Annotated in this window: 22 protein-coding genes; 15 read left to right on the top strand and 7 right to left on the bottom strand. The window is 29.0% G+C overall.

The window, feature by feature from the left end; translation table 11 throughout:
* Positions 1 to 65 precede the first annotated feature (65 nt).
* The 3 genes from murI to AB3K27_RS20725 all read left to right on the top strand — a co-directional run bounded on the left by murI (position 66) and on the right by AB3K27_RS20725 (position 3,773).
* Positions 66 to 839 (top strand): glutamate racemase, encoded by a 774-nt coding sequence (gene murI, locus AB3K27_RS20735; protein WP_368489166.1) that lies wholly within the window; start codon positions 66 to 68, stop codon positions 837 to 839.
* Positions 840 to 912: 73 nt separating this feature from the next.
* A complete protein-coding gene (locus AB3K27_RS20730) occupies positions 913 to 1,581 on the top strand; it encodes a helix-turn-helix transcriptional regulator (protein WP_368489165.1) in 669 nt (222 codons plus the stop codon).
* Positions 1,582 to 1,973: 392 nt separating this feature from the next.
* The gene (locus tag AB3K27_RS20725; RefSeq protein WP_368489164.1) at positions 1,974 to 3,773 is read left to right on the top strand and encodes a heme NO-binding domain-containing protein; all 1,800 of its coding nucleotides are present in this window, start codon (positions 1,974 to 1,976) and stop codon (positions 3,771 to 3,773) included.
* A gap of 46 nt (positions 3,774 to 3,819) precedes the next feature.
* On the opposite strand, the gene AB3K27_RS20720 is transcribed toward AB3K27_RS20725, so the two are convergent.
* The gene (locus AB3K27_RS20720; RefSeq protein ID WP_368489163.1) at positions 3,820 to 4,719 is read right to left on the bottom strand and encodes a radical SAM protein; all 900 of its coding nucleotides are present in this window, start codon (positions 4,717 to 4,719) and stop codon (positions 3,820 to 3,822) included.
* Between the two features lie 131 nt (positions 4,720 to 4,850).
* Positions 4,851 to 5,891, bottom strand: coding sequence for a transporter (locus AB3K27_RS20715; protein ID WP_368489162.1), 1,041 nt, complete (start codon positions 5,889 to 5,891; stop codon positions 4,851 to 4,853).
* A 338-nt stretch (positions 5,892 to 6,229) separates the two neighbouring features.
* On the opposite strand from AB3K27_RS20715, the gene AB3K27_RS20710 reads away from it, so the two are divergent.
* The 3 genes from AB3K27_RS20710 to AB3K27_RS20700 are packed head-to-tail and all read left to right on the top strand — an operon-like array spanning position 6,230 to position 9,051.
* Entirely contained in the window at positions 6,230 to 7,336 is a 1,107-nt protein-coding gene (locus AB3K27_RS20710; RefSeq protein ID WP_368489161.1) for a hypothetical protein, read from the top strand.
* Between the two features lie 47 nt (positions 7,337 to 7,383).
* Positions 7,384 to 8,304: a TIGR01212 family radical SAM protein gene (locus AB3K27_RS20705; protein WP_368489160.1), complete on the top strand. Its 921-nt coding sequence runs from the start codon at positions 7,384 to 7,386 to the stop codon at positions 8,302 to 8,304.
* 36 nt (positions 8,305 to 8,340) lie between these two features.
* On the top strand, positions 8,341 to 9,051 hold the full coding sequence (locus AB3K27_RS20700; RefSeq protein WP_368489159.1) for a 2-phosphosulfolactate phosphatase family protein: 711 nt from the start codon (positions 8,341 to 8,343) through the stop codon (positions 9,049 to 9,051).
* Positions 9,052 to 9,080: 29 nt separating this feature from the next.
* Here AB3K27_RS20700 and AB3K27_RS20695 read toward each other — a convergent pair whose 3' ends face one another.
* The 5 genes from AB3K27_RS20695 to murC form a co-directional block, all read right to left on the bottom strand.
* Complete coding sequence (locus tag AB3K27_RS20695) at positions 9,081 to 9,485, bottom strand: hypothetical protein (RefSeq protein WP_368489158.1); 405 nt, start codon at positions 9,483 to 9,485, stop codon at positions 9,081 to 9,083.
* Positions 9,486 to 9,518: 33 nt separating this feature from the next.
* The gene (locus AB3K27_RS20690) at positions 9,519 to 10,211 is read right to left on the bottom strand and encodes an HAD family hydrolase (protein WP_368489157.1); all 693 of its coding nucleotides are present in this window, start codon (positions 10,209 to 10,211) and stop codon (positions 9,519 to 9,521) included.
* 141 nt (positions 10,212 to 10,352) lie between these two features.
* Positions 10,353 to 11,696, bottom strand: coding sequence for a [Fe-Fe] hydrogenase large subunit C-terminal domain-containing protein (locus tag AB3K27_RS20685; RefSeq protein WP_368489156.1), 1,344 nt, complete (start codon positions 11,694 to 11,696; stop codon positions 10,353 to 10,355).
* A gap of 369 nt (positions 11,697 to 12,065) precedes the next feature.
* Positions 12,066 to 12,386, bottom strand: coding sequence for a hypothetical protein (locus AB3K27_RS20680; protein WP_368489155.1), 321 nt, complete (start codon positions 12,384 to 12,386; stop codon positions 12,066 to 12,068).
* Positions 12,387 to 12,468: 82 nt separating this feature from the next.
* A complete protein-coding gene (murC, locus tag AB3K27_RS20675) occupies positions 12,469 to 13,842 on the bottom strand; it encodes a UDP-N-acetylmuramate--L-alanine ligase (protein WP_368489154.1) in 1,374 nt (457 codons plus the stop codon).
* Positions 13,843 to 14,125: 283 nt separating this feature from the next.
* Here murC and purR point away from each other — a divergent pair, with 283 nt between their 5' ends.
* The 9 genes from purR to mfd all read left to right on the top strand — a co-directional run bounded on the left by purR (position 14,126) and on the right by mfd (position 25,959).
* A complete protein-coding gene (gene purR / locus AB3K27_RS20670) occupies positions 14,126 to 14,938 on the top strand; it encodes a pur operon repressor (RefSeq protein WP_368489153.1) in 813 nt (270 codons plus the stop codon).
* Between the two features lie 103 nt (positions 14,939 to 15,041).
* A complete protein-coding gene (gene spoVG / locus AB3K27_RS20665; protein ID WP_011988741.1) occupies positions 15,042 to 15,332 on the top strand; it encodes a septation regulator SpoVG in 291 nt (96 codons plus the stop codon).
* A gap of 137 nt (positions 15,333 to 15,469) precedes the next feature.
* Positions 15,470 to 16,840 carry a bifunctional UDP-N-acetylglucosamine diphosphorylase/glucosamine-1-phosphate N-acetyltransferase GlmU gene (gene glmU, locus AB3K27_RS20660; RefSeq protein WP_368489152.1) on the top strand — a complete coding sequence of 457 codons (1,371 nt, stop codon included), beginning with the start codon at positions 15,470 to 15,472 and terminating at the stop codon, positions 16,838 to 16,840.
* 23 nt (positions 16,841 to 16,863) lie between these two features.
* On the top strand, positions 16,864 to 17,823 hold the full coding sequence (locus tag AB3K27_RS20655) for a ribose-phosphate diphosphokinase (RefSeq protein ID WP_368489151.1): 960 nt from the start codon (positions 16,864 to 16,866) through the stop codon (positions 17,821 to 17,823).
* 440 nt (positions 17,824 to 18,263) lie between these two features.
* The gene (locus AB3K27_RS20650; RefSeq protein WP_368489150.1) at positions 18,264 to 18,950 is read left to right on the top strand and encodes a response regulator; all 687 of its coding nucleotides are present in this window, start codon (positions 18,264 to 18,266) and stop codon (positions 18,948 to 18,950) included.
* Positions 18,951 to 20,366, top strand: coding sequence for an ATP-binding protein (locus AB3K27_RS20645; RefSeq protein ID WP_368489149.1), 1,416 nt, complete (start codon positions 18,951 to 18,953; stop codon positions 20,364 to 20,366).
* Between the two features lie 83 nt (positions 20,367 to 20,449).
* A complete protein-coding gene (locus AB3K27_RS20640) occupies positions 20,450 to 21,637 on the top strand; it encodes a S1C family serine protease (RefSeq protein WP_368489148.1) in 1,188 nt (395 codons plus the stop codon).
* 99 nt (positions 21,638 to 21,736) lie between these two features.
* On the top strand, positions 21,737 to 22,300 hold the full coding sequence (gene pth, locus AB3K27_RS20635; RefSeq protein WP_368489147.1) for an aminoacyl-tRNA hydrolase: 564 nt from the start codon (positions 21,737 to 21,739) through the stop codon (positions 22,298 to 22,300).
* Between the two features lie 137 nt (positions 22,301 to 22,437).
* Positions 22,438 to 25,959 carry a transcription-repair coupling factor gene (gene mfd, locus AB3K27_RS20630; RefSeq protein ID WP_368489146.1) on the top strand — a complete coding sequence of 1,174 codons (3,522 nt, stop codon included), beginning with the start codon at positions 22,438 to 22,440 and terminating at the stop codon, positions 25,957 to 25,959.
* Positions 25,960 to 25,995: the final 36 nt, after the last annotated feature.

Here is a 25,995-nt window from a genome sequence, read left to right as displayed (position 1 = left end):
TGTGGTTTAAATCTATATTATATAATAAAATGTATAATATTTTATTTAAGTAGTGAGGTGATAAAGTGGATTCTGAGGATAGACCAATTGGTTTTTTTGATTCAGGAGTGGGTGGAATAAGTGTATTAAAAGAAGCTGTTAAAATCTTATCCAATGAAAATTTTGTTTATTTCGGGGATTCAAAGATGGCACCTTATGGAGTCAGAACTGTAGAAGAGGTCAAAAGACTCACATTTAATGCTGTAGAATTTTTATTAAAGAAAAATATAAAGGCCTTAGTAGTGGCATGTAATACGGCGACTAGTGCTGCTATAATAGATCTACGAAAAGTGTACAGTAAATATATGCCTATAGTGGGTATAGAGCCAGCCTTAAAACCTGCAGTAGAATGTAATAGAAAAGGAAATATAATAATAATGGCAACACCTATGACTCTAGAGGAAAGTAAATTTAATAATCTTATGAGAAGATATAGTAATTCAAATATCTTACCACTTCCCTGCAGTGGTTTAGTAGAACTTATTGAGGAGGGAAAAACAGAAGGAGCGGAAATAGAGCATTATTTAGAAAAAAAGTTAAATCCTTTAAAGGAAAATGGAATTGCAGCAATAGTATTGGGATGTACCCATTATCCTTTTATAAAAAAAAGTATATCCAAAGTTTTAAATCAGGATGTCCCTATACTAGATGGAAGTAAAGGAACCGTTAGACAATTGAAAAGACAACTTATTAAATATCATATAGAAGGCAATAAAAATAAAATTGGAAAGATAAAGATATTTAACTCTATGAATAGTCAATATATAATAAAGTTAAGTTATAAACTTTTAAAAGAGTAAAGTTTTTAAATTCTATATAGAATTTAATTATAATAAATAATTATTATCTACAAGATTAAATCAGGAGGAGAAAATGAGTAGAGTAGGAGAAAAAATAAAATCTGCAAGAATAGAATTAGGAATTAGTCAAAAATTATTGGGTAAAAAATTAGGTGTATCAGAAAAATTTATTAATGAAGTAGAATTAGGAAGGAAAATAGCAAGTCAAGGTATAATTGATAAATTGTCTAAAATTTTAGGTAAAAATATAAATGATATAACTATGTTCTTTGAGGAACAGGTGTATGAAGAAGAAAAAAATGAGAAATTTTCTCCTGTATCTAAAAAAGAAAAAGTTCAGGATGTTTGGAGCGAAGCATTTAGTTCAGTTTTAAAAAAGATACCTATTTATGGATATAATATGAATAGAGTAATTAATTTTAAGCAGTTACTCATAATAAATAACAAAGTAGAAGGATATGCTCAAGACAAGGTTATTTATTTACAAATAGAAAGTAATGATATGGAAGGCTTTAGAATACAACATGGAGATCTAGCCTTAGCACATATAACTGGAGAAATTGAGAATAATTCCATATGCCTTGTTGAATATAATGGGAAAAGAGAGTTAAGACAAATAAAAAAATTGGATAATAAAAAAGTTCTACTCATAAGTAGTAAAAATAGTATAAGAACTGAAACATTAGAAATCAAAGATTTAAAAGTAATTGCAAAATTAGATAAGTTGGAAATAAAATTATAATGTAAAAAATTATTAAGTACATAATTAAAAAGTTCTAACCTAAAATGTTATTATGGTTAGAATCTTTATTTCATAAGGGCTACAAGATTTTACAGTGAATTTTGTAAAAGACCAATTCTGTTGTATAATTAATTATGTTATATAAGTTTCCTTTGAAAAAATTTTTCATTTTAAATGAGACTTTTTTGAAAATTAGAGATAATTGTTACAAATGAAGTGATTGTTAGGTTCAGGTGAAGTTTGATCGTAAGGAATGTTTTTTTCATCTGAACCTTAGAAGAACTTATCCAGGTTTTCAGCAGTGTTCATTTCCCACTTTGAAAAAGATGAGGGTGTTGGCTAATTGCTACCTTCGGATAAATTGATAAAAATTTTGAAAGGAGGAAGAAAAAATGAAAGGTACTGTTATTGCTACATGGATGAGAACTTGCAGAAAATTATATAATGACAAAACTGTAAATGATGCTATGAATTCAGTTAGGTGGGGGGCATCCAAGATATTTTCCCCTGTAGAGAATGTAAATGACGGAGAAGTAAAAAAAGTAATAGAATATATAGCAAAAGCTAATGATGAAGATATAAAAGAATTATGGAAAAAAATAGGCCTTGATAATATAAATGCTTTTTACAAAGATTATCCAGCTTTTTTTGAACATGAAAATTTATATTCATTTTTAAGATCAATGTTTGATGTCCATGTAGCTATGACTAAGAAATTTCCAGGAGCTAAACCACCTTTGGTAAAGATTAATCCTATATCTTCAAAAACTGCTGTATTTGAGTATAAATCCGAAAGAGGTATGTTTGATTATCTTATAGGAATGATAGAGGGAAGTGCTAAGTTTTTTGGTGAAAAGTTGAAAATAGAACAAATAGATAGAAATAATGATTCAGCAAGGTTCAAATTTACCTTTGATAAGGAAATATATTATAAGAAGGTATATGGGCTTAACAAATTTCTTTCATTTGGAATTATAAATAATATAGGGTTAAAAATGGGAATAATTAATTTTGTATTTTGTTTAATAATGTCTATTTTAATATTTGGATTAAATGATTGGCTTAAGTCTATAGTAATTTCAATATTAGTTTTTTTTGCATCATATATTTCCTGTTCTATACTTATGAGACCTAAATCCATCATAATGGAAACCATAGATAAAATTAATAACAGTAATTATATTGAAGATGGGGATATAGAGACAAATGATTTTTTTGAGGATATATTTAATCTTCTTAAAAAACATAAAAATGTTATTAAAGCAGATTTTACAGGATTTAAGGGTGTAACTGATGAGATGAGTACTTTTGTGTCTAATATAAATGAAATATCTAATTCTATGAACAGTACTTCAAGTGAAATATCGGACGTGGTGGAACAAGTAGCCAACTGTGCTGTGGATCAGGCAGAAAATACTCAGAATGTGGTGACAGTATTGAATGATAATATTACACACTTAAAGGATATAGTGGAGGATGAGAATAATAATAAACTGGAATTAGAAAAATCAATAGATAAAATAAATAATAGTTATGAGAATATAGACAATACTAGTAAAAATATACTAGCTATATTACAGAGTTTTGGAGAGGTTAATGATAGAGGATTAGAACTTCAGTCAAAAGTAGAAGATATTACAGGTATAGTTTCGGTAGTTTCAGAGATTTCAGAACAGACTAATTTATTGGCACTGAATGCTTCCATTGAGGCAGCTCGAGCTGGAGAACAAGGGAAGGGATTTGTAGTAGTAGCAGAGGAGATTAGAATTTTAGCAAAACAATCTCAAGGTGCAGTTAAGGATATAAATTCTAATTTAATTGAATTTGTAGATGAAATAAAGGTATTGGTAGATAAAATAGAATCACAATTTAATGTTCTTAAAGAAGAAAACGAAAATTTAAAAGATGTCAGGAATATAAGCTATGAAGCAACTACTGCAGCGGCAACAGTAGCTGAATCTATGATAAAAACTATAGATAAGTTGAATATACAGTCAGAAGCTATATCTGGAATATATGAAAATATGGAGTCTTTAGCTGCAATTGCACAGCAAAATTCAGCATCCTCTGAAGAAGTAAGTGCTAGTGTATCCAGTTATACTAATGAAATTAAAAATCTTATGAGTAATATACATGAATTTAAAAATATAACAGAATCTTTTAAAGCAGAATTATATAAATATAAAATATAATGTAAAACTGGCTAATTTATATTTAGTCAGTTTTATATATTTTAAACTAAATTCCCTGTAAGTCGAAATGGGGTACAAAATTTTTAGAACAAGTTCCACTGCTTTGAATAAATGCATTTTTTATACCTAATGAAAGGCAGTAATTTATAAAGGAATTATAGTGTTTCAAATTTAGAGGTTTATTTATTTCAGGAAATTTGAAAGATTTATATAGAGGAGTATATTGATTCATAATGCTTATGTATACTGAATCACCAAAGGTATTATAAATATAATCTATTATTTTTTTAGAGTCAAATAGTAGCCCGGGAAGCATAAGATGCCTTATTATAACTCCCTTTGTTATTAAGCCATTTTTATCAAATTTTACACTGCCTACTTGATTGAACATTTCTTCTATAGCTTTTGTAGCATGAATGAAATAATCTGGAGCACTAGAGTATTTAATGGAATATTTATTACTAAAATATTTTAGATCTGGCAGATATACATCTATGTGTCCTTTTAAAGCTTTTAATGCAGATAAAGTTTCATAACTGTTTGTATTAAATAACACTGGCAAACTGAGACCGTGTGATTTTGCTATATCCAAAGCTTCAATTATTTGAGGAATATAATGTGTAGGTGTAACTAAATTTATGTTGTGAGCCCCCTTGTTTTGTTGAAATAGAAAAATTTCACTGAGTTTTTTTATAGATACTTCCTTTCCAATACCATTGGCACTTATTGGGTAGTTCTGACAAAAAACACATTTTAAATTGCAGTTGGAAAAAAATACGGTTCCAGAACCTTTACTTCCAGAGATACAAGGTTCTTCCCAATTGTGCAGACATACTTTAGCTATTTTTATATTTTTACCTGCATTACAAAATCCGGTGTTTCCCTCCAATCTATTTATCTTACAATACCTATGACATAATTGGCAATTTTTAAGATAATTCATCATAAAAAGCACTTCCTTAAGTAATGTGTTATTAGTACTTTTTAAGTATATTCCGGTTGTAGAGATGTGTCCAGTATTAAAATTAAGTATTAATAGTGTTTAAATGAAATATTACTACTGAATTTATTGTAAATTTAATTTTTAAGGTAAAAAATTATACATTGTATTATAAATATAAGACTAACTACTCCAAAAGCTGGATATAGAAAAGAAATAAGATTTACAAAACCAATTTGAGATACGGGAATTGTAATAAGAATTATTATAAATATCGATTTTTTATAAGATATATTAAATATTTCTTGAAAATTTTTTCCTACACTATATATATTAGACACTTCGGTAGAAAACATTTCGAGCCAGATTATAAGGAGTATCATTATCTGAAGTGCTTTTCCAAAACGATTGGCTATATAAAGTAGTGGAATTTCATATTTAAAAATATAGGGTATGTTTAAAATCAATAAAAAATTTATAATAAGAGTCAATATAGTAAGACCTAAAGAGCCTATAATGGAACCAGCTATAAGACTTTTCTTTTTATTTATGGAAAGGGTTAGGGGTATTAACACCCCACTATAGCATAATATGTTAAATCCTGCATATATTAGTGCAGAAAAAAACCAATTATTTTTATAATGAGGTATACTTTTTAAGTAGGAAATGTTTATATTCTTATAAAAAGCTAGATATAGTATAAATAAAGTGAGTATAACTAATATAAGGGAAGGTACTATGATTGAATTTATTTCTATAAGACCCTTAATATTTCTAGATAGTACAATTGTAGATATAATTAACATCAATAGCATACCTACCCATCTAGGAAGGTTGAAGTATTGATGTATTAAAGCACCGCTTCCAGCTAATATTATTGCTGAACTTCCAATTAAAAAAAAGGTAGTCAAAAAATTAGTAGCCATACCTAAAAATCCAGGACTGACCAACTTTATAAGACCATCATAAGAGTTTAATTTGTATTTTATACTTATGTTTATTATTATGATAGACATTATTATGTAAATAATAGAACAGGCTAATATACCTATAAAGCTCTTATAACCATACTGTGTAAAAAATTGGCTAATTTCTTGTCCGGATGCTAAGCCTGCTCCAACTACAGTTCCTATAAAAACTGTAGATAACTGAAAAATTAAAATTATTTTTTCTTTCAAAAATATCCCTCCCCATAAAATACAATTAATCAAGTGATTCTAAGGTTCAGGTGGAGTTTGCTTATGAAAAATGCTTTTCTCTATCTGAACCTTAGAAGAACTTATCCAGGCACGTTATCCGTGCTTATCTCCCACTTTGAAGAAGATGGGAGTATTAGCTAATTGCCGCGTTCGGATAAAGCTATCTCAATATTAAGTATATAAATGTTAAATAAAAATAATGAGTTATAAATTAAAATTTTATTTAAGGGAAAAATAAGATTTGTAAAATGAATTATTATTTTTAATAAAGGGGGTGAAATTTCTACTATAGATTAAAATTAACTAGTGGAAAATTTATGAAGAAGAGATATATATTTAAAATTATATTTGTTATGATTTTTTTTTCAGGTATACTGTTTGGATGTAATTTAAATAAAAAGCCAAATGCTATCGATATAAATGAAAATTTCGATATGAAAGCTGCAGCTAATACCGTAGATACCTATATGAAATATCTTATGAAAAATGATATTGAAAATATAAAAAAGCTATATTCTAAGGAACTTTTAAAAACTCCTGTATCAAATGGAAATCAAAATTTGAATATTATGGGTTATAGCTTAAATGATAATAGTGAAGTTGGTAGATCTGGAGTTTTTAAAGTAAAAATTGTAAGATCTGATTTAAGTAAGCCTTTTTCAACTTTGGATGAATATTCAGTAAAAGTTATAAAAGAAGGTAGTGATTATAAAATTGGTGAAATTAATAGTATTTTAGATAGAGAAGCTTTTGTTGAAAGAAATAGAATAAAAATGAGGAGTAAAGATAATATAAATGTAAATGTAATAATAGGTATAAATAATATGCCTCAGTATGTATTTTCTAAAGACGACGAAGCAAATATGAATAAGATATCTGTGCCAAGAAGTAATTTTGGAATACTTGATTTTTCTTACGATGGTGATTATCTAGCCTTAGTTACTTATGATAAGAATTCATATATAGGGGTAGTAAAAATAGATGAAAGCATGGAAGTACAATCTGACAGTTCTGGTTCTTCAAATGGCCAGGGAAATAGTGAAAGTGAAAATGCACAACAAGATCAAATAGATGAATATAATCAAAAAATTGTAGGGAAAAATATAATAAATCTAGATATGCTAAAAAATGCTAGAGTAGAATTTTTAACATTTTCTCCTGATGAAAAATTTATTGTAGCTCAATATACAAATGATAGTATAGGCCACTGCATAAGAATGTATAAAATGGATTCTGGAGATATAATAAATTTTAAATTTGAAGATAAATTTCCCGTTAATAAGGTAGATATAGTTTTTTCTTCTTTTGATACAGATATATTGAATTTTGATGTTATATCTAAAGCTAATAATAGTGAATCCCTTCCTGACATAATTGGAAAATGGAGACTGAACTTAAAGGATTTTAAGGTAGTTAAAATGTGATATAATAATCCTAGTATCTATAGTCATTGGAAGGATGAAAACTTATAATGCAATGGGGAGATAAAGCATATTATAATTTAAATTATTATTTAAGAAAAAAATTTGGATGTAAAGTATTTAAAATATCTTTAGATGGGGGATTTTCCTGTCCTAACAGGGACGGTAAAATAAGTAGGGGAGGATGTATTTTTTGTAGTGAAAGAGGAGCAGGAGATTTTGCAGGAGATAGGAATCTTTCTATAACGGATCAATTTTATAATATAAGAAAAATGATGAATAAAAAGTGGAAACAGGGAAAATATATAGTATATTTTCAAGCCTATACAAATACGTATGCTCCTGTAGAAATTCTTAGGAAAAAATATGAAGAAGCTATAAGGCAGGAAGGAGTGGTGGGTATGGCAATAGCCACCAGGCCTGATTGCCTTGAGGCTGATGTTTTAGAACTGTTACATGAGTTTAATAAAAAAATTTATATTTGGGTAGAACTTGGCCTTCAAACTTCTAATGAGTATACTGCTAAAAAGATAAATAGAGGGTATAGCCTATATACCTTTGAAAAGGCTGTATATAACCTTAGGAAGAGGAATATTGATGTAGTAACGCATGTGATAATGGGTTTGCCGGGAGAAAATCAAAATGATATGATAAATACAGTAAAATATATTTCAGGACAAGATATACAAGGATTAAAATTTCATCTACTTCATTTAATGAAACATACTCCTATGATTAAATTATATAATGAAGGTAGACTGAAATTTATGACTCAGCAGGAATATGTAGATATAATATGCATGGCTTTATCAAATATTCGTCCTGACATTGTAATCCACAGATTAACAGGAGATGCTCCCAAGGATTTACTTATAGAACCTAAGTGGAGCTTAAAAAAGTGGGAAATCTTAAATGAAATTGATAAAGCCATGAAAGATAAAAATATATATCAGGGAATATATTGTAGTTAGTATATAAAACCATTTTTAGGAAAGGCTGATGTTCAATTGAAAATAGATATAATAATATCAGCAGATGATATAAAGGAAGAAAAGATTTTGCATAAATCTGTAATAATAGTAGATATGCTTAGAGCAACATCTGTAATAATTACTGCTATTAATAATGGATGCAAGGAAGTAATACCAGTATTAACAATAGAAGAGGCTTTGGAAATATACAATAAAAATAAACAAAAATATATAATGGGAGGAGAGAGGAAAGCTTTAAAAATAGAAGGATTTCATTGTTCTAATTCTCCCTTGGAATATAGTAGACAGGTTGTAGAAAATAAGATACTAGTAATTACCACAAGTAATGGAACTAGAGCTATAAAGGGAAGTATAATGGCTAAAAATATATTGATAGGTGCTCTTATAAATGCAGATGAGGTAGCAAGTAGAAGTATAAATTTAAATAATGATGTGGTAATAGTTAATGCAGGTACCTATGGACAATTTTCTATAGATGATTTTATATGCAGTGGATACATAATAAATTGTATAATAAAAAAGATAAAAGCTAATCTTACAGATATATCTAAGACTGCATTATATATTTATGAACAGAATCCAGATATTATAACATTTATAAAAAAAGCATCTCATTATAAAAGAATAAAAAAGTTAAAATTATGTGATGATTTAGAATACTGCTGCAGGAAAGATATAATAAAAATTGTTCCAGAATATATAGATGGAATAATCAAATATATATAAACTCCAGCTTATACAATGCTGGAGTTTAGTCAAGTTATTTTTATATAATTAGATTTTACCCATCCTTTAGAATTTATTCTAGATGATCTATTAATTCCATTTAGGGATATTTCATACCAAAGTTGGTTTTGAATTTTAGCGGCATCTTCAATTTTTAGTAGAGTATTTTCTTCTAAAATGTTTACTATACTAGATTTTAAAGTAGGAGCTAAATAGAGGCTAGTTTTTATAGTAACTATTCCACTTAAGTTTTGAGGAGTAATATAATTAACATCTATTCTCCTTGGAAATTCTTTTGATAATTTTGATTTTAAAGAATCATTTTCATATTTTAAAGAAATTATTTGTCTGCGTTGTGACGAAACTTTGTCTGAAAAACGATATAAAATAACCGCATTACCTATTATCAATAGTAAAAATAAAAAAGTAAGCATTTTTAATTTCTCCATTTAATTATTTCTATAACATTACATTATATTCAATAGCTCACTTAAAGATGAAAATTTCACACTATCTTCTGTTAAATCTTTGTATTTAAATATATACATATCTGCATGTTTTATTATATCATCCCATTGATAATCTGAATAGAAATCATATACTCCTACTACAGCCATACCAGCAGCTTTGGCACCTTTAACTGCAGGCAAGATATCTTCAAATACTATACAATCTTTAGGAGATAAATTTAATTTTTTAGCAGTTAAAAGAAATATATCAGGAAAACTTTTACCTCTTTTGACTTCAGATACCGTGGTTATAGCATCAAAAAGATCATATACCTTATTCTTCTTAAGGCTTATTTCTGTTAACTCCCTATAATTACTTGTAGCTAGGCCTATTTTAATGTTTTTTTGTTTTAATAGAAGCAAAAACTCTTTGGCACCATGCTTTAATGGTATATTTGTAGAGTATTCATAAACACATGTTTCATAACATTCATTTTGAATTTCCTCTACGCTTTCCGGTAGATTAAATCTGGTTTTGAAGTATTTAGCAACTTCGTAAAAATTCATAGTTTGTATAGCCTCTTTTAAATTTTCGGGCATTGGTATGTTCCTTTTATTTAAAATTTTTTTATCAATACTTTCCCATAGCCACATAGAATCTACAAGGGTTCCATCCATATCAAAAATAACCCCTTTAGTGTTTTTGAGCATTATGATCACCTCATATCTAAGTATAACATCGAAATAAGATAACATAAATACTAAAATTTTATAAATGTAATAGTAAAATAATTTATATATAACAAAATTAATATAATAAGGTGATAAGTAGGGCTTTATAATTATTATATTTTAAAAGTGTCTTTCTAATAGTTCAATTTTTTCAACGTTTTTAAAATCCTCTAAAGAATTAATATCTAAAAGTTCCAGTATTTTATCCATGCATTTACTATCTATGGAAACTTTAATTTCAGAATTTTCGGCAAAAGCATCTATTTTAGTTTTTCCTTTTTCTTTAGGTATAAGCACTTTAGGGCCACCTACACACCCTCCAATACATCCCATTCCTTCAATAAAATTAGCTGATATTTCTCCTTTTTCAGCTTTGTTAAGTAAGTCTTTACACTCCTTTATGCCATTTGCTTGGATTGGCTTAAATAATTTTTGCTTTTCAGGAAACATCTTTTCTACAGCTTCTCCTACAGCAATGGATACACCACCGGTACGAGCATATAATCTTCCCCCTTTAGAAGCGTATTCAGGTGAAGCATCACCTTTGATCTTAGAAGGATCTATATTAAGTGCATCAAAGATATCCTTTGTTTCTGAAAAAGTAAGTACAAAGTCTATATCGCCAATTATATCTTTTTCTTTTGCTTCTGCTTTTTTTGCTATACAAGGACCTATAAAAACTACTTTACATTCGGGATTCAATTTTTTTAGGACTCTTCCCCCGGCAGTCATTGGCGATACGGAAGGAGATACATGTTTTACTAAATCATTGTATTTTCGTTTCAACATACCTACCCACATAGGACAGCAGCAAGAGGTTATTACAAGATCACTTTTGTCTTTTACATGGCTGTCAAACTCTACTGCTTCTTTTAAAGTTAACATATCTGCAAAAAATGCCACTTCAATCATATCGGTAAAGCCTATTCTTTTAAAAGATGCTCTTAGTTGGTCCATTGTAACATTGTCTCCGAATTGACCTGTTATAGCAGGAGCTACTATGGCTATTACAGGAGAATTACCTTTTAGGATATTAGCAAGTGGCAGAAATTGAACAGTATCCATTATAGAACCACTAGGACAGGCATCTACACAAAAACCACAATCAGTACATTTGTCTTTATCTATAGATGGAGAATTTTTTCCCTTGTGAATAAATATAGCATCAAAAGGACAAGATTTTTCACATGGAGTTTCACCGCTATTTTTACACTCTTGAGAGCAGTTGGTAATCTTATTTATTATTTTTTCATTTTTATTATAAGATTTTATTGCTTTCTTTAATTCTTCCATGAAATTTGAGCTGTAAGTTATGTTAGTACCACATAGTGAAGATATGATTTTACAAAATTCTTCTTTATCAAGCTTATTTTGCGATAGAATTTCTTCTATTTTCTCTTCAAAGTTTCCGTCATAGTGGGATTTTACAATTGACTTAAATAGATCCCTATACTTGTCTTTCATAATTTTAACAACCCCTTTTCAAGTTTTTTATTCTACAATTATAACATATTTAGATAGTTACAGAATAGCGTATAATTTCAAAATTTTCAGTAATGTAATTTTATATTAATTGATTTTTAGGTTTAGGTGAATTTTGCCGATAAGGAATACTTTTTTCCATCTGAACCTCATAAGAACTTATTCAGGTTATGATAATACTTATCTCCTACTTTAAAGAAGCAGAAGATTATCAAAAGGGTAGCCTTGGAATAAATAAAAAGGTAGCTAAGAACTAAAATGTGTCATCACTTTAGTTCTTAGCTATTTCTTAGTGAAATATAGATACTAGATATGAAATCTAAAATAAATATCCATTTGTATAAGAAAATATTATTTTACAGGTAAATTCTCATTATCTCCCTCACCTCTTGTGGGTACTGTTGACATTAAGAATCCCACTAATATAGATACTAAAGCTGGGGATATTATATTTATATAAGCTATGTAAGAAGTTCTATATAATATGAAGGCAGTTATACCAGTTATAAGTGTACTTATAATAAATATATAGATTACAAATTTAGCAAAAGAACTAAAAAATTTTTTATATAATTTATGTCTTGTAGGGCCATTGATTATTTTTACAAATAAGAAATAAGATATTAAAATCAAGAAAATATCTACAGCGGCAGATATTAAAAAATTTTTCATATTAACACCTCCAATAGGATATCAAATATAGTATTACCCTATAAGAGATGTTTTACACCTAATTATAAATTTTTTGATGGAGTTATTGATTTAAATATAATTCACCAACTTGAAAAACATCTCCTGCACCTAATGTTAAAAGTACATCCCCTTCTGTTAAAATATCATTTAAATACTGGACTATGGAAGTGAAGTCTTTTATGTTCCTACATTTAACTCCTCTTTTTATAATTTGCTCACATAGCATAGATGAACTTATTTCACCTGTATCTTTTTCTCTTGCAGGAAATATATCTGCTAATATTAGTTCATCTACATTATCAAAAGCAGCGGTGAATTCTTCAAATAGGCTTATAGTTCTTGAAAAGGTATGGGGCTGAAATACACAAATTATTCTTTTATGAGGATAATTTTCTACAGCATTTAAAGTTGCTTTGATCTCTGTAGGATGATGTGCATAATCATCTATAACTACTATACCTTCTTTTTTACCTTTAATTTCAAATCTTCTATGTGTACCTTTAAAGTTTTTTAGCCCATCTCTTATATTATCAACTGATATATTTAAAATCAAAGAAACAGATATACTTGCTAAAGCATTTAATATATTATGTTTGCCTGGAACACTTAAATTTAGAGAAAATAATTTTTTATCAGATTTATATACTTCAAAGAAAGCACGTCCCTCTCTATCAAAGCATATATTTTTAGCAGTAATATCTCCACTTTCTATACCGTAACTCATTATGTTACAATTTACATTTGATATGATTTTTTTCATTCTTCTGTCATCAGCACAGCATACCAAATATCCTTCTCTAGGAATTAATTTGGCAAATTTTATAAATGCATTTTGTATTTCTTCTATATCCTTGTAGTAATCTAGATGATCTGCATCAATATTTAAAATTATACCTATAAATGGAAAGAATTTAAGAAAAGATTCTTTATATTCACAAGCTTCTGTAATAAAGTAAGGACTATGTCCAATTCTGACATTTCCATCTATTATATCTAAATTTCCACCAACAAGTATAGTAGGATCCAGATTGGCTTCAAGTGTTATGGAGGATAACATGGAAGTAGTGGTAGTTTTACCGTGAGTACCAGATACTGCTACATTGTATTTATGTCCTTTCATTATTTCACCTAAGAATTCAGCTCTATCCATAAGGGGAATATTTAAATTTTTAGCTTTTAATAGTTCTTCATTGTTTTTTGAAATTGCAGCAGTGTACACTACAAGATCTATATCAGGGGTTATATTTTGGCTTATCTGTCCTATATACACTTTGGCTCCTTTTGATTTTAATCTTTCTGTGGTTTCAGAAGATTTCACATCTGAACCGGAGACTTTAAAGCCTTTTTCCAGTAGAATTTCAGCCAGTGCACTCATGCTTATTCCGCCTATGCCTATAAAATGAACTTTTTTATTTTTTATAAAATCAAATGACAATTAAATCACTCCTTATAATTAACTTAACCTATTTACTAATTATATACAAAACTTAGTTAAAAAACACAAAAAATTGTACTTTTTAAAATAAAAACATTCTGAACTTAAGAATCACTTATAAATGAACGTCTTTAGTGAAAGTTGAGATGGAATCAATTTTTGTGTATTTGTATTAGTATTACAACTAAATAAGAGTTGATTAATAATGATTTTTGGAATACAATATGAATAATAGAATAAAATCTTAAGATATTATTCGTAAAATTTATAGATAGGTGATAAGATGCAAAAATTCAGTAGAAACCATAGAATAGCGGCAATAACTAAAATTTTGCTGGAAAATCCTAATAAAGTAATGAGTCTGAATAATTTTACTCTTATGTTTAATACAGCTAAGTCTACAGTAAGTGAAGATATATTAGTAGTAAAAGATACTTTAAATAAATTCCAAATGGGAAGAATAGATACCATATCTGGAGCCTCAGGGGGTATAAAGTATGTCTGTGGAATATCTAATGAAAAGAGAAGAGAATTTGCTGAAAAATTATGTATTATTTTGAAAAATAGAGAAAGAATAATACCAGGTAATTTTTTATATATGACAGATATAATGTTTAATCCTGTTATAATACATACTGCAGGAGTGATCTTAGCATCTATTTTTATAGAGAGAAATATTGATTATGTAGTTACTGTTGAAACTAAAGGGATTCCTTTAGCTTATGAGGTGGCCAGAATAATGGGGGTCCAACTTGTAGTAGTAAGGAGAGAGCAAAAGTTTACCGAAGGATCTACTTTAACTATAAATTATGTTTCAGGATCTACAGGAAGAATTCAAACTATGTCCTTGTCTAAAAAGGCGTTAAAGAAGGGAAGTAAATGTATTTTTATTGATGATTTCATGAGGGCAGGAGGAACTGCCATGGGTATAATAAATTTATTGAAAGAATTTGAAAGTGAACTCTTAGGTATAGGATTTTTAATAGATAACGTGGAAACCCCTAAAAAATTAGTACAGGATTATAAATCTATAGTAGATTTTAAAGGTATTGATGAAAATGGTAATGCACTGTTATTTCCTTCTGAAAATGTTTAACTAATAAAATTTTCAAAAAATTTATTAGTTTTTTAAAAAATAAGGAGGAAAAATATAAGATATAGAGAATAGTATATACATAAGCATCTTGGAGGTGGATTATATGCAAATTACAGATGTCAGAGTGAGGAAAATTGCTGCCGAGGGTAAGATGAAAGCTATTGTTTCAGTAACCTTTGATAACGAATTCGTTGTTCACGATATAAAAGTTATAGAAGGTCAAAATGGTCTTTTTATAGCAATGCCAAGTAGGAAAACTCCTGATGGAGAGTTTAAGGATATTGCTCACCCAATAAATACTCAAACAAGAGAGAAGATACAAAAAGCAATTCTTGGTGAGTATGAAAAAGTAAAAAATGAGGAAACTGTTACCGAAGAAAAGGTAGAGGAATAATAAAAAGGAGTAATATTACTCCTTTTTATTATTTTTATGAGGTTGCAAATAATTTTTATATAAAATATAATATTAAGGGATGTTTAATGACATATTGTAGAAAAGTGAAGATTTATAACCATTAAAGAGGTGTTAAGATGTATAATTGTGCTGTAATACTAGCTGCAGGTGAAGGTAAAAGGATGAAATCTTCTAAACCTAAAGTACTTCATAAAATTTGCGGCAAGGAAATGATAAATATAGTTATTGATGTTGTAAAAAAGGCACAAATAAAAGATATAAATGTTGTAGTTGGTAAAAATGCAGAAAGAGTAAAAAAAGCTACGGAAGCTAAAAATACAAGTTATTCTTTTCAAGACAAACAATTAGGTACAGGACATGCGGTTCTTTGTGCTGGCGATTTTTTGAAAAATAAAAAAGGAACTGTGGCTGTATTTACTGGTGATTCACCTTTAATAAAAGAAGGTACTATAAAAAACATGCTGGATTTTCATAGTGCTGGAGGTTATGGAGCTACCATACTCACATCTATAGTACAAAATCCTTATGGATATGGAAGAATTATAAGAGAGGAAAATCAACAGGTACTTAAGATAGTAGAACATAAGGATTGTTTACAAGAAGAACTTCAGGTTAAAGAAATAAATTCAGGAATATATTGTTTTGATATAGAAAGTTTAGTTGAAAGCTTAAATAAAATACATAATAATAATGCTCAAGGAGAGTATTATTTAACGGATGTTATAGAGATATTAAAGCAAAAAGGAAAAAAAGTAGGGGCATTTCCTATCTCTTTTGAGGAAACTATGGGGGTCAATTCAAGAGTACAACTTGCAGAAGCTGAGAATATTATGAGAAACAGAATAAATAAAATACATATGGAAAATGGAGTTACGTTAATTGACCATAATAATACTTATATAGATTTAGATGTTCAAATAGGAAAAGATACTATAATATATCCTGGAAATGTTTTTCAGGGTAATACTGTTATAGGCGAAAATTGTATTTTTTATCCTAATTCTAGAATACAAAGCAGTATAATAAAGGATAATGTTACAGTGGAAAATTCTGTAATATTGGAAAGCACAATAGGGGAAAATACTAGTGTAGGGCCTTTTGCTTATATAAGACCTGAAACTACAATAGGAAAATCTGTGAAGATAGGTGATTTTGTAGAAGTTAAAAAGTCTACTATAGGAGATAATACAAAAGTATCTCATTTAACATATATAGGGGATGCTGAGGTTGGAGATAAGTGCAATTTTGGTTGTGGAACTGTTGTGGTAAACTATGATGGAAAAAGTAAGAATAAAACTTTAATTGGAAATAATTCATTTATAGGATGTAATACAAATTTAGTATCTCCAGTTAAAATTAATGACAATACCTATATAGCTGCAGGTTCTACCATAACAGATGAAGTTCCCGAAGGAGCACTGGCAATAGCCAGGGCACGGCAAGTGAATAAAAAAAGTTGGGTGTATAAAAAAGGATTAAAGAAATAAAAATTTTAGGAGGGCTTTACATAATGATAACCCATGGTAAAAATATTAAGATTTTTGCAGGAAATTCTCATCCTGATTTAGCTAAACAAATAGGGGATATTTTAGGTATTAAAGTTGGAGATTCTAAAGTTACAACTTTTAGTGATGGTGAGATATGTGTAAATATCAATGAAACAGTAAGAGGAATGGATGTATTTATAGTTCAATCAACTAATAATCCTGTAAATGATAATCTAATGGAACTTTTAATTATGATTGATGCCTTTAAGAGGGCATCCGCAGGAAGAATAACTGCAGTAATGCCTTATTATGGTTATGCAAGACAAGATAGAAAAGCTAAAGCGAGAGATCCGATTACAGCAAAGCTGGTGGCGGATATATTAACAGCTACTGGTGCAGATAGAGTACTTACAATGGATTTACATGCTTCCCAAATTCAAGGATATTTTAATATACCTCTTGATCATCTTTTAGGAGCACCTATACTTGCAAAATATTTTATACAAAAAGGATTTGATGAAAAGGATGATGTAGTTGTAGTTTCTCCAGATCTTGGAAGCGTAACTAGAGCTAGAAAATTTGCAGATAAATTACATGCGTCAATAGCTATTATAGATAAAAGAAGACCAAGAGTTAATGTGTCAGAAATAATGAATATAATTGGAGATGTGAAAGATAAAACTGTTATATTAGTGGATGATATGATAGATACAGCAGGTACAATAACAAATGGGGCTAATGCTCTTATAGAGCGAGGGGCAAAAGAAGTTTATGCATGCTGCACCCATGCTGTGTTGTCTGGTCCTGCAATAGAGAGAATAAAGAATTCTGCCATAAAAGAGTTAGTAATGTTAAATACGATAAATCTGCCAGAGAGCAAGATATTGGATAACTTCAAAATACTATCTATAGCTCCAGTATTTGCTGAAGCTATAAGAAGAATATATGAAGATATTTCAGTAAGTAAATTATTTGAAGATTAATGATATAAAGGCATGTGGCTTATTCCCACATGCCTTTATATCAGTGATTTTAAGGTTTAAGTAAAGTTTGACAATAAAGAATGTTTTTCTTCATTTAAATCTTATGAGATAAATATTTGTAACTTATTTGTAACTTTTCAAGATACATTATTATTTACCCTAAAATATATGATAGATTTAATATAGGAATAATCGTTTAAGTATAATTATATGGTAATATTTGATTTTAAATTATATATAGGGGTAAAAACCATGTAACTTATAGTATCAAGTAATTTAGAGGTTTAGATGGAATTGCTCATAATTTTCTCTAATTGAACTCTAGAAGAACTTATAAAGGGCGCAGCAGTGCTTATCCTCCGACTTCAAGAGGGTATTAGCCTAATTGCAGCCTTCGGATAAATATAAGTATGTGTTTACAATTTTAGGAGGGGAATAAAATGGAAGGCTCAATAGGAAAAATTTTAATTGTAGATGATGATGAAAATATATGTGAAGTAATAAAAATGTATGTAGAGAGTGCTGGCTATGAAGTACAAATCGCTAATGATGGAAAGTCAGCAGAAACAACATTTCTAGAATATAAACCAGATTTAGTACTTCTGGATATAATGCTTCCTAACATTGATGGAATAGATGTTCTTAAATGGATAAGAAAAGACTATGAAACTCCTGTAATCATGCTTACGGCAAAAGGAGAAACCTTTGATAAAGTTTTAGGACTTGAACTTGGGGCGGATGATTATATAGTAAAACCCTTTGAAGCTAAAGAAATGTTGGCAAGAATCAAAGCAGTACTTAGAAGATATAGTGTAGATACTGAAAATAAAGAGGTATTAAAATTTGACCAGTTAACTATTGATATAAATTCATATACTGTTACCTATAGAAATGATGATATAAAAATGCCTCCCAAAGAGTTTGAATTGCTGTACTATTTGGCTAATAATAAAAATAGGGTGTTTACTAGAGAACAGCTTTTATGTGAAGTGTGGGGATATGATTACCCGGGAGATTCTAGAACTGTAGATGTACATGTAAAAAGATTGAGAGAAAAACTTCAAGGAGGGCCTAACTGGCAAATAGAAACAGTTTGGGGTGTAGGATATAAGTTTGAGGTGAAGTAGATGAAAAAGGGATTATTTTCAAAGCTTGTAGCTGCATTTACTGCAATTATTATAGTAAGTTTTGTAATGACAGCAGCTTTTTTGTCTTACTGGTTTGAAAGCTATTATTTTGAAGAGAGAAAAAGTCAGCTGCTTAAAGAATCCCAGTTTATAAGTTATAAAGCACTTCAATATTTAGCAGGAGACTTAACTGCAGATGAGATAAATGAAACTTTAAATAACATAGCCAAGTATTTGTCTGCGGATATATGGCTTGTGGATAATTATGGTTATGTGTATTCAGTATCAAAAAGTGAACATAAACAATTAATAGCTACTCCCACACAAATAGTTACTAAAGATTTAGAGGAGCTTAGAGAAAATAAGACTGTAGATAAAAAAGAAATTGATTCAGATATATTTGTGGATCCAGTACATACCTTTGAAATACCTATTTTTTCAAATGGAGTTTTTAAAGGTGCTATACTTATGCATACTTCTATAAGTGAGTTAAGAGAACCCTTAAAGAGAGTATATGAAATTATATGGATATCTGCTATCTTAGCTATTATAATATGTTGTGTTGTAATCTATTATTTTTCTCAAAGGATAATAATATATCCACTTAAGAAAATTAATTATGTAGCAGATAAAATATCAAAAGGAGAAGTGGAAAAAAGAGTATGTATAAATTCAAATGATGAAATTGGAGAACTAGCTAAGTCTTTTAATAGTATGGCAGATTCACTGGAACAGGTAGAAAAAAATAGAAGACAATTTATATCCAATGTATCTCATGAAATAAGATCTCCCTTAACTTCTATAAAAGGTTTCATAGGGGGGATAATTGATGGTGTTATCCCACGTGAAAAACAAAACTATTATTTGTCGGTTACTTACTCTGAAATACAAAGGCTTACAAGACTTGTAAATGATCTTTTGGATTTATCTGCCATTGAGGCAGGGCAATTCAAGCTTAGAATAGAGGAGTTAGATATAAATGAAATTATAAGATTGTGTATTATAAAATTTCAAACTAAAATAAACGAAAAAAGATTAAATGTAGATGTAGTTATGGAAAATGATAAACTTTATGTAGCTGCGGATAGAGATAGAATAAATCAAGTGGTTACAAATTTAATAGATAATGCTGTTAAGTATGTAAATAAGGGTGGAAATATAAAAGTTTCAACTAAAATTAAGGGGGATAAGGCATTTATATCTGTCTACAATGATGGGGAAGGAATACCAGAATCAGAATTAAAACATATATGGGATAGATTTTATAAATCGGATAAGTCAAGAACTTCAAAAGTAAGTACAGGACTTGGACTTTCCATTGTAAGGAGTATACTAACACAACTAGGAGAAGATATATGGGTTGAAAATAAGGAATCTGGTGGTATTATATTTGCATTTACTTTAAAAAGGGTTTAAGAAATTATTACATTCCGTTCATATTTGTGTAAAAATTTTTTATTATAATAACTCTAAATTTTAGAGATTATGAGGTGTATTTAATGGATGATAACAACAGATATGATGACATAAAAGACGTTTACTGGGAAAAAGTAGATGCAGAGAGTGGAAAAATAAAATTTATAAATATGAAAAGGCGGTCAACTGCAAGAGCATTGATTAAACTGTTTTGTTTTATATTGGTGGCAGCTGTTTCGGGAGGCATATCTGGAGCATATATAGTAAATAAAAAGGAAAATACTAAAGTATATACACCTAATAATCAATTGTTGGTTGAATCCAATGGAGATACTAAAAAACAAGAAGATACATCCGAGGATATATATGCAAATTCTATATCGAAGGTAGCTCAAACGGTAGGTTTATCCGTAGTTGGTATAAGCAATAAAGCAGAAGGATATTTTGGGTTACAGGATTTAGGAAGTGGCTCTGGTATAATAATTGATTCCAATGGATATATAGCAACTAATTATCATGTAATAGAAGGAGCAGATAAGGTTACAGTGCGACTTTCAAGTGGAAAGATTCTGGATGCTTCTATATTGGGAGTTGATCAGCAGGCTGATTTAGCTGTAATAAAGGTAGAAGCCAAAAATCTTCCCGTGGTTAAATTCGGAGATTCTTCAACGATGAAAGTAGGAGATATTGTAATTGCCATAGGAAATTCTTTAGGTCAGGAATTTCCAAGTGTTACTGCAGGCATAATAAGTGCATTAAATAGAAAAATAGAGTATAACGGGACTGTATACAAAGTTATTCAAACAGATGCAGCTACAAATCCTGGAAATAGTGGCGGCGCTCTTTGTAATATAAAAGGTTATGTTATAGGCATTAACAGTTTAAAGATGGGATCTGATTCCAATGTAGAGGGTATAAGTTTTGCAATAAATATAAATGATGCAAAAAATATAATAAAGTCACTTATGAGTTACGGGGAAGTTTCAAAGCCTTATTTAGGTATATATGGTGAAAGTGTGACATCACAGAATGATAAGATTCAGGGTGTTTATATACAGCAGGTGGAAAAAAATAGTGGTGCTGCAGCTTCTGGTATAAAACCTACGGACATATTGATAGAAATAGATGGCAAAAAGGTAAGGAGTTTATCTGATGTAAAGGAAGTACTAGAAGGACATAAGGTAGGAGACAAGGTCCTAGGGAAAATATGGAGAAATGGTAAGACCATAGAAACAGAAATAGTTCTTTCTGAAAATAAAGAAAGTAAATAATAAAGAGACTGGTGTAAGTCTCTTTATTATTTGTGTTTTTTAGTATAATATATTATTGAGATGGTAATTTTAATTTGGAGCTAAGATTGGAGTAAGAACATGTTTTTAATAGTAGGGTTAGGAAATATAGGAGTTAAATATCACCATACGAGACATAATATAGGATTTGATTTTATAGATTTAGTAAGCAAGAAGTATAATATTGCCTTAAATAGGGAAAAATTTAAAGGAAATTGTGGAGAAGGATTTATAGGACAAAATAAAGTTATATTATTGAAACCTAATACTTATATGAATTTAAGCGGGGAGAGTGTAAGAGAAGCTGTAAATTTTTATAAAATTGAAAATGACCATATAATAATTATATATGATGATATAGATATAGATATTGGAAGATTTAGAATAAGGGCTCATGGAAGTGCTGGAGGACATAATGGGATAAAGAATATAATATTAAATCTAGGAACATATGTATTTCCGAGAATAAAAATAGGTATTGGACATCCTACTGTAGATCTTGTATCCTATGTTCTTGGAAAGTTTTCTGAAGAGGACAGAATTAGTATAGAAAAGGTTTTAGAAACTAGTGTAGAAGCGTTAAATTGTATGGTGAATTTTGGCATAGAAGTAGCTATGAATAAATTTAATGGATTTAAGCTATAAAATTTTATAATATTGCTTTAAACCGTTTAGTTTCTTTAATATTGAAGAAACTAACGGTTATTGTGCGTTTGATTTTATTTGTTATTATGAGAAAGATTATTTTAATTATGAATAAATTTTATAGGGTGGTTGTTAAAATGAGACTAGATGGACTTATGGAACCTATTAGAAAAAGCAGTGAATTTAAAGATATTATGACTGGGATAGACAGAAAGAAGTTTCCTATAGCAGTATTTGGACTTTCGGAATCCTCTAGAAGTTATTTAATATATGGGGTATATAATGAGCAGGATAAGCCTTTTTTAGTTATTACTCATAGTGATGTAGAGGCTAGAAAGTTATATGAAGATTTGTGTTTTTATTTACCACAAGTATATTATTTCCCTACTAAAGAAGTAGTGTTCTATAATATAGATGCTATATCTGGAGATTTAAGATGGGAAAGATTAAAGGTAATAAGAGAGATGTTAAATCCAGGTAAAAAAATCATAATAACTTGTGTGGAATCATTAGCTTCTGTATATATGCCTGTGGAATTATATAAAAATTATATATTCAATATATCTGTGGGAGATAAAGTAGATTTTAAAAATATTAGTGAAAAGTTAATACAATGTGGGTATGAGAGAACCGAAATGGTAGATGGAAAAGGACAATTTTCTATAAGAGGGGGTATAATGGATATATATTCTCCTATTTCTCCAGAACCCTATAGAGTTGAATTATTCGGAGATGAGGTAGAATCTATTAGAAATTTTAATTTAGAATCTCAAAGAAGTATTGAGAAAATAAATGGTATAGAGATATTTGCTGCAAAGGAGATTATATTTGATAGAGAGCGAGTTGAAATAGGAAAAAGCAAAATAAAAGAGGACTTAGCAATAATAGTAGAAAAACTAAAAAAGAATAAAAGCAATGAAGCACTGGAAAAGATAAGAACAATAACAAACAAAAATCTAGAAACTTTTCAAGAAACGTGGACATTTGAGAGTATTGATAGCTTTTTACCTTATTTTTATGAACATATGTCTTCTTTTTTAGATTATGTGAAAGATTATTTTATAATTGTAGATGATATAAAAAGATGTAGTGGAAAGTTAGATAGTGTATATTTTGAGTTTCACGAGAATTATAAAAGTTTTCTAGAAAGAGGCAATGTATTACCAGGACAAAGTAAAATGTTAGTTGATAGATCTGAGTTAATCGATAAATTTAATCACAGAGAAAGTATCATATTAGATGCTATTGCTAAATCTACTAAAACCTTTTCACCAAAACTAATAGTGAATTTTGTCCAGATAACTTTGAATAATTATCAAGGTAAATTAGATTTACTTATTGAAGAAATAAAACATAAAAAATCTAAAAACTTTAAAATTTTAATTTTGTCTGGTACTAGAGCAAGAGGGGAAAGGTTAGTGGATACCTTAAGAGATAATGGTATTGAAAGTAGTTATAAGGATATGGTAAATGAAATTAAGCCTGGTGAAGTAGTTATAACTTTTGGGAATCAATTAAAAGGATTTGAGTATTCTAAACTTAAAATAAGTGTTATTTCCGATAAAGAGGTTTTCGGAAAAGCTAAAAGAAAAAGTATAAGGAAAACTAATAGAAAAGGAACAAGTAAGATTAAAAGTTTTACAGAATTAAAAACAGGAGATTTTGTAGTTCATGTAAATCATGGTATAGGAATATATAAAGGTATAAAACAGCTAGAACTTCAGGGACATAAAAAGGATTATCTAGAACTTGTATATGAATGTGAGGATAAATTATATGTACCGGTAGAACAGCTTGATATGGTACAAAAGTATATAGGTTCAGAGGGAAAAAGTCCAAAGATAAATAAACTAGGAAGCTCAGAATGGAGTAAGGTTAAAAAAAAGGTAAAGAAGTCAATAGAAGAGATGGCCGAAGATTTGATAAAATTATATGCAATCAGGTCTACTTTGAAAGGATATAAATATTCAAAAGATACTGTATGGCAGAAACAATTTGAGGATGAATTTCCCTATGAAGAAACTCCGGATCAGTTATCAACTATACAGGATATAAAGAGAGATATGGAATCAGATAAAGTAATGGATAGATTGCTTTGTGGAGATGTAGGTTATGGTAAAACGGAAGTTGCAGTAAGGGCTGCTTTTAAAGCGGTGATGGATGGCAAGCAAGTGGCTTTCTTAGTTCCAACTACAATATTGGCACAACAACATTATAATAATTTTATTCAAAGATTTTCTGATTTCCCTGTAAAAATAGACATGATAAGTAGATTTAAAACTGCCGCACAACAAAAGGTTACTATAAAAGCTGTTAAAATAGGAGATGTGGATATACTTATTGGAACTCATAGAATACTTCAAAAAGATGTACAATTTAAAGACCTGGGGCTTCTTATTATAGATGAAGAACAAAGGTTTGGAGTTAGTCATAAGGAAAAAATTAAGCAGATAAGAAAGAATGTAGATGTATTAACTTTAAGTGCTACACCTATACCTAGAACGCTGCATATGTCCCTTGTAGGAGTTAGGGATATAAGTGTTATAGAAACACCACCAGATGAAAGATATCCTATACAAACTTATGTAGTGGAATATAATGATCAGCTAATCAGGGATGCTGTATTAAGAGAATTAAGTAGAGGAGGACAGGTTTACTTTGTATATAACAGAGTGGAAAATATAAAAGAAATGGCATCTTATATAGCCAAGTTAATTCCAGAAGGTAAAGTGGCAGTGGCTCATGGCCAAATGCAAGAGAGAGAACTTGAGGGAATAATAATGGATTTCATGCAAAATAAGTATGATATTTTAGTATCTACTACTATAATAGAAACTGGCATGGATATACAAAATGTAAATACCATGATAATATATGATGCGGATAAAATGGGACTATCTCAGTTATATCAATTAAGAGGAAGAGTGGGAAGAACTAATAGAATAGCTTATTGTTATTTAAGTTATCGTAAGAATAAGGTTCTCAAAGAAGTGGCAGAAAAGAGACTTAAGGTTATTAAAGAATTTACTGAATTGGGTTCTGGATTTAAAATAGCATTAAAAGATCTAGAGATAAGGGGAGCAGGTAATATGATGGGCTCCTCTCAACATGGACATATGGCAGCTATAGGATATGATTTATATTGTAGAATGTTAGAAGATTCTATAAAATTAATAAAGGGTGAGATAGACAAAGAACCGGTAGAAACCACAGTAGAATTAAAAGTGGATGCATATATACCGGATAATTATATAGAAAATGAAGTTCAAAAAATAGAAGTATATAAAAAAATAGCAGCTATAAGTTCCTATGAAGACATGTTGGATATAAAAGAGGAATTAGAAGATAGATTCTATGATATACCACCATCAGTATATAATTTGATGGATATAGCCTATATAAGAAGCATAAGTAAGGAACTTGGTATAGAATCTATAAAGGAATCAAAAAATGAAGTGATTTTTACTTTTCAAAATGAAGATAGAATAGATAAAAATGTATTAAAAGAATTAATTAAAACTTATTTTGGTAAAATAGTTTTAAAAATGAATAAAAAGCTTAGTTTTGGATATACATTAAAAGATGTAAAGAGAGAAAATCTTTTGAGCAATATTAAGGAAATTGTTAAATATATGATACAAATATATGAACAAAAATAGTTTTGTAGTAAAAATGCTTTTATGTTAAAATAAATT

The organism is Clostridium sp. BJN0013 (genome assembly GCF_040939125.1).
Classification (GTDB): Bacteria; Bacillota; Clostridia; order Clostridiales; family Clostridiaceae; genus Clostridium_B.
This window is presented reverse-complemented; position numbering and strand designations above follow the sequence as displayed.

Coding starts and splice junctions, on each gene's coding strand:
- AB3K27_RS20640 (WP_368489148.1), top strand. CDS start 20,450: ATGGATGATAACAACAGATATGATGACATAAAAGACGTTTACTGGGAA.
- AB3K27_RS20705 (WP_368489160.1), top strand. CDS start 7,384: ATGCAATGGGGAGATAAAGCATATTATAATTTAAATTATTATTTAAGA.
- AB3K27_RS20685 (WP_368489156.1), bottom strand. CDS start 11,696: ATGAAAGACAAGTATAGGGATCTATTTAAGTCAATTGTAAAATCCCAC.
- AB3K27_RS20725 (WP_368489164.1), top strand. CDS start 1,974: ATGAAAGGTACTGTTATTGCTACATGGATGAGAACTTGCAGAAAATTA.
- AB3K27_RS20690 (WP_368489157.1), bottom strand. CDS start 10,211: ATGCTCAAAAACACTAAAGGGGTTATTTTTGATATGGATGGAACCCTT.
- AB3K27_RS20650 (WP_368489150.1), top strand. CDS start 18,264: ATGGAAGGCTCAATAGGAAAAATTTTAATTGTAGATGATGATGAAAAT.
- glmU (WP_368489152.1), top strand. CDS start 15,470: ATGTATAATTGTGCTGTAATACTAGCTGCAGGTGAAGGTAAAAGGATG.
- AB3K27_RS20655 (WP_368489151.1), top strand. CDS start 16,864: ATGATAACCCATGGTAAAAATATTAAGATTTTTGCAGGAAATTCTCAT.
- mfd (WP_368489146.1), top strand. CDS start 22,438: ATGAGACTAGATGGACTTATGGAACCTATTAGAAAAAGCAGTGAATTT.
- pth (WP_368489147.1), top strand. CDS start 21,737: ATGTTTTTAATAGTAGGGTTAGGAAATATAGGAGTTAAATATCACCAT.
- AB3K27_RS20645 (WP_368489149.1), top strand. CDS start 18,951: ATGAAAAAGGGATTATTTTCAAAGCTTGTAGCTGCATTTACTGCAATT.
- AB3K27_RS20680 (WP_368489155.1), bottom strand. CDS start 12,386: ATGAAAAATTTTTTAATATCTGCCGCTGTAGATATTTTCTTGATTTTA.
- purR (WP_368489153.1), top strand. CDS start 14,126: ATGCAAAAATTCAGTAGAAACCATAGAATAGCGGCAATAACTAAAATT.
- AB3K27_RS20720 (WP_368489163.1), bottom strand. CDS start 4,719: ATGATGAATTATCTTAAAAATTGCCAATTATGTCATAGGTATTGTAAG.
- AB3K27_RS20710 (WP_368489161.1), top strand. CDS start 6,230: ATGAAGAAGAGATATATATTTAAAATTATATTTGTTATGATTTTTTTT.
- AB3K27_RS20730 (WP_368489165.1), top strand. CDS start 913: ATGAGTAGAGTAGGAGAAAAAATAAAATCTGCAAGAATAGAATTAGGA.
- AB3K27_RS20695 (WP_368489158.1), bottom strand. CDS start 9,485: ATGCTTACTTTTTTATTTTTACTATTGATAATAGGTAATGCGGTTATT.
- spoVG (WP_011988741.1), top strand. CDS start 15,042: ATGCAAATTACAGATGTCAGAGTGAGGAAAATTGCTGCCGAGGGTAAG.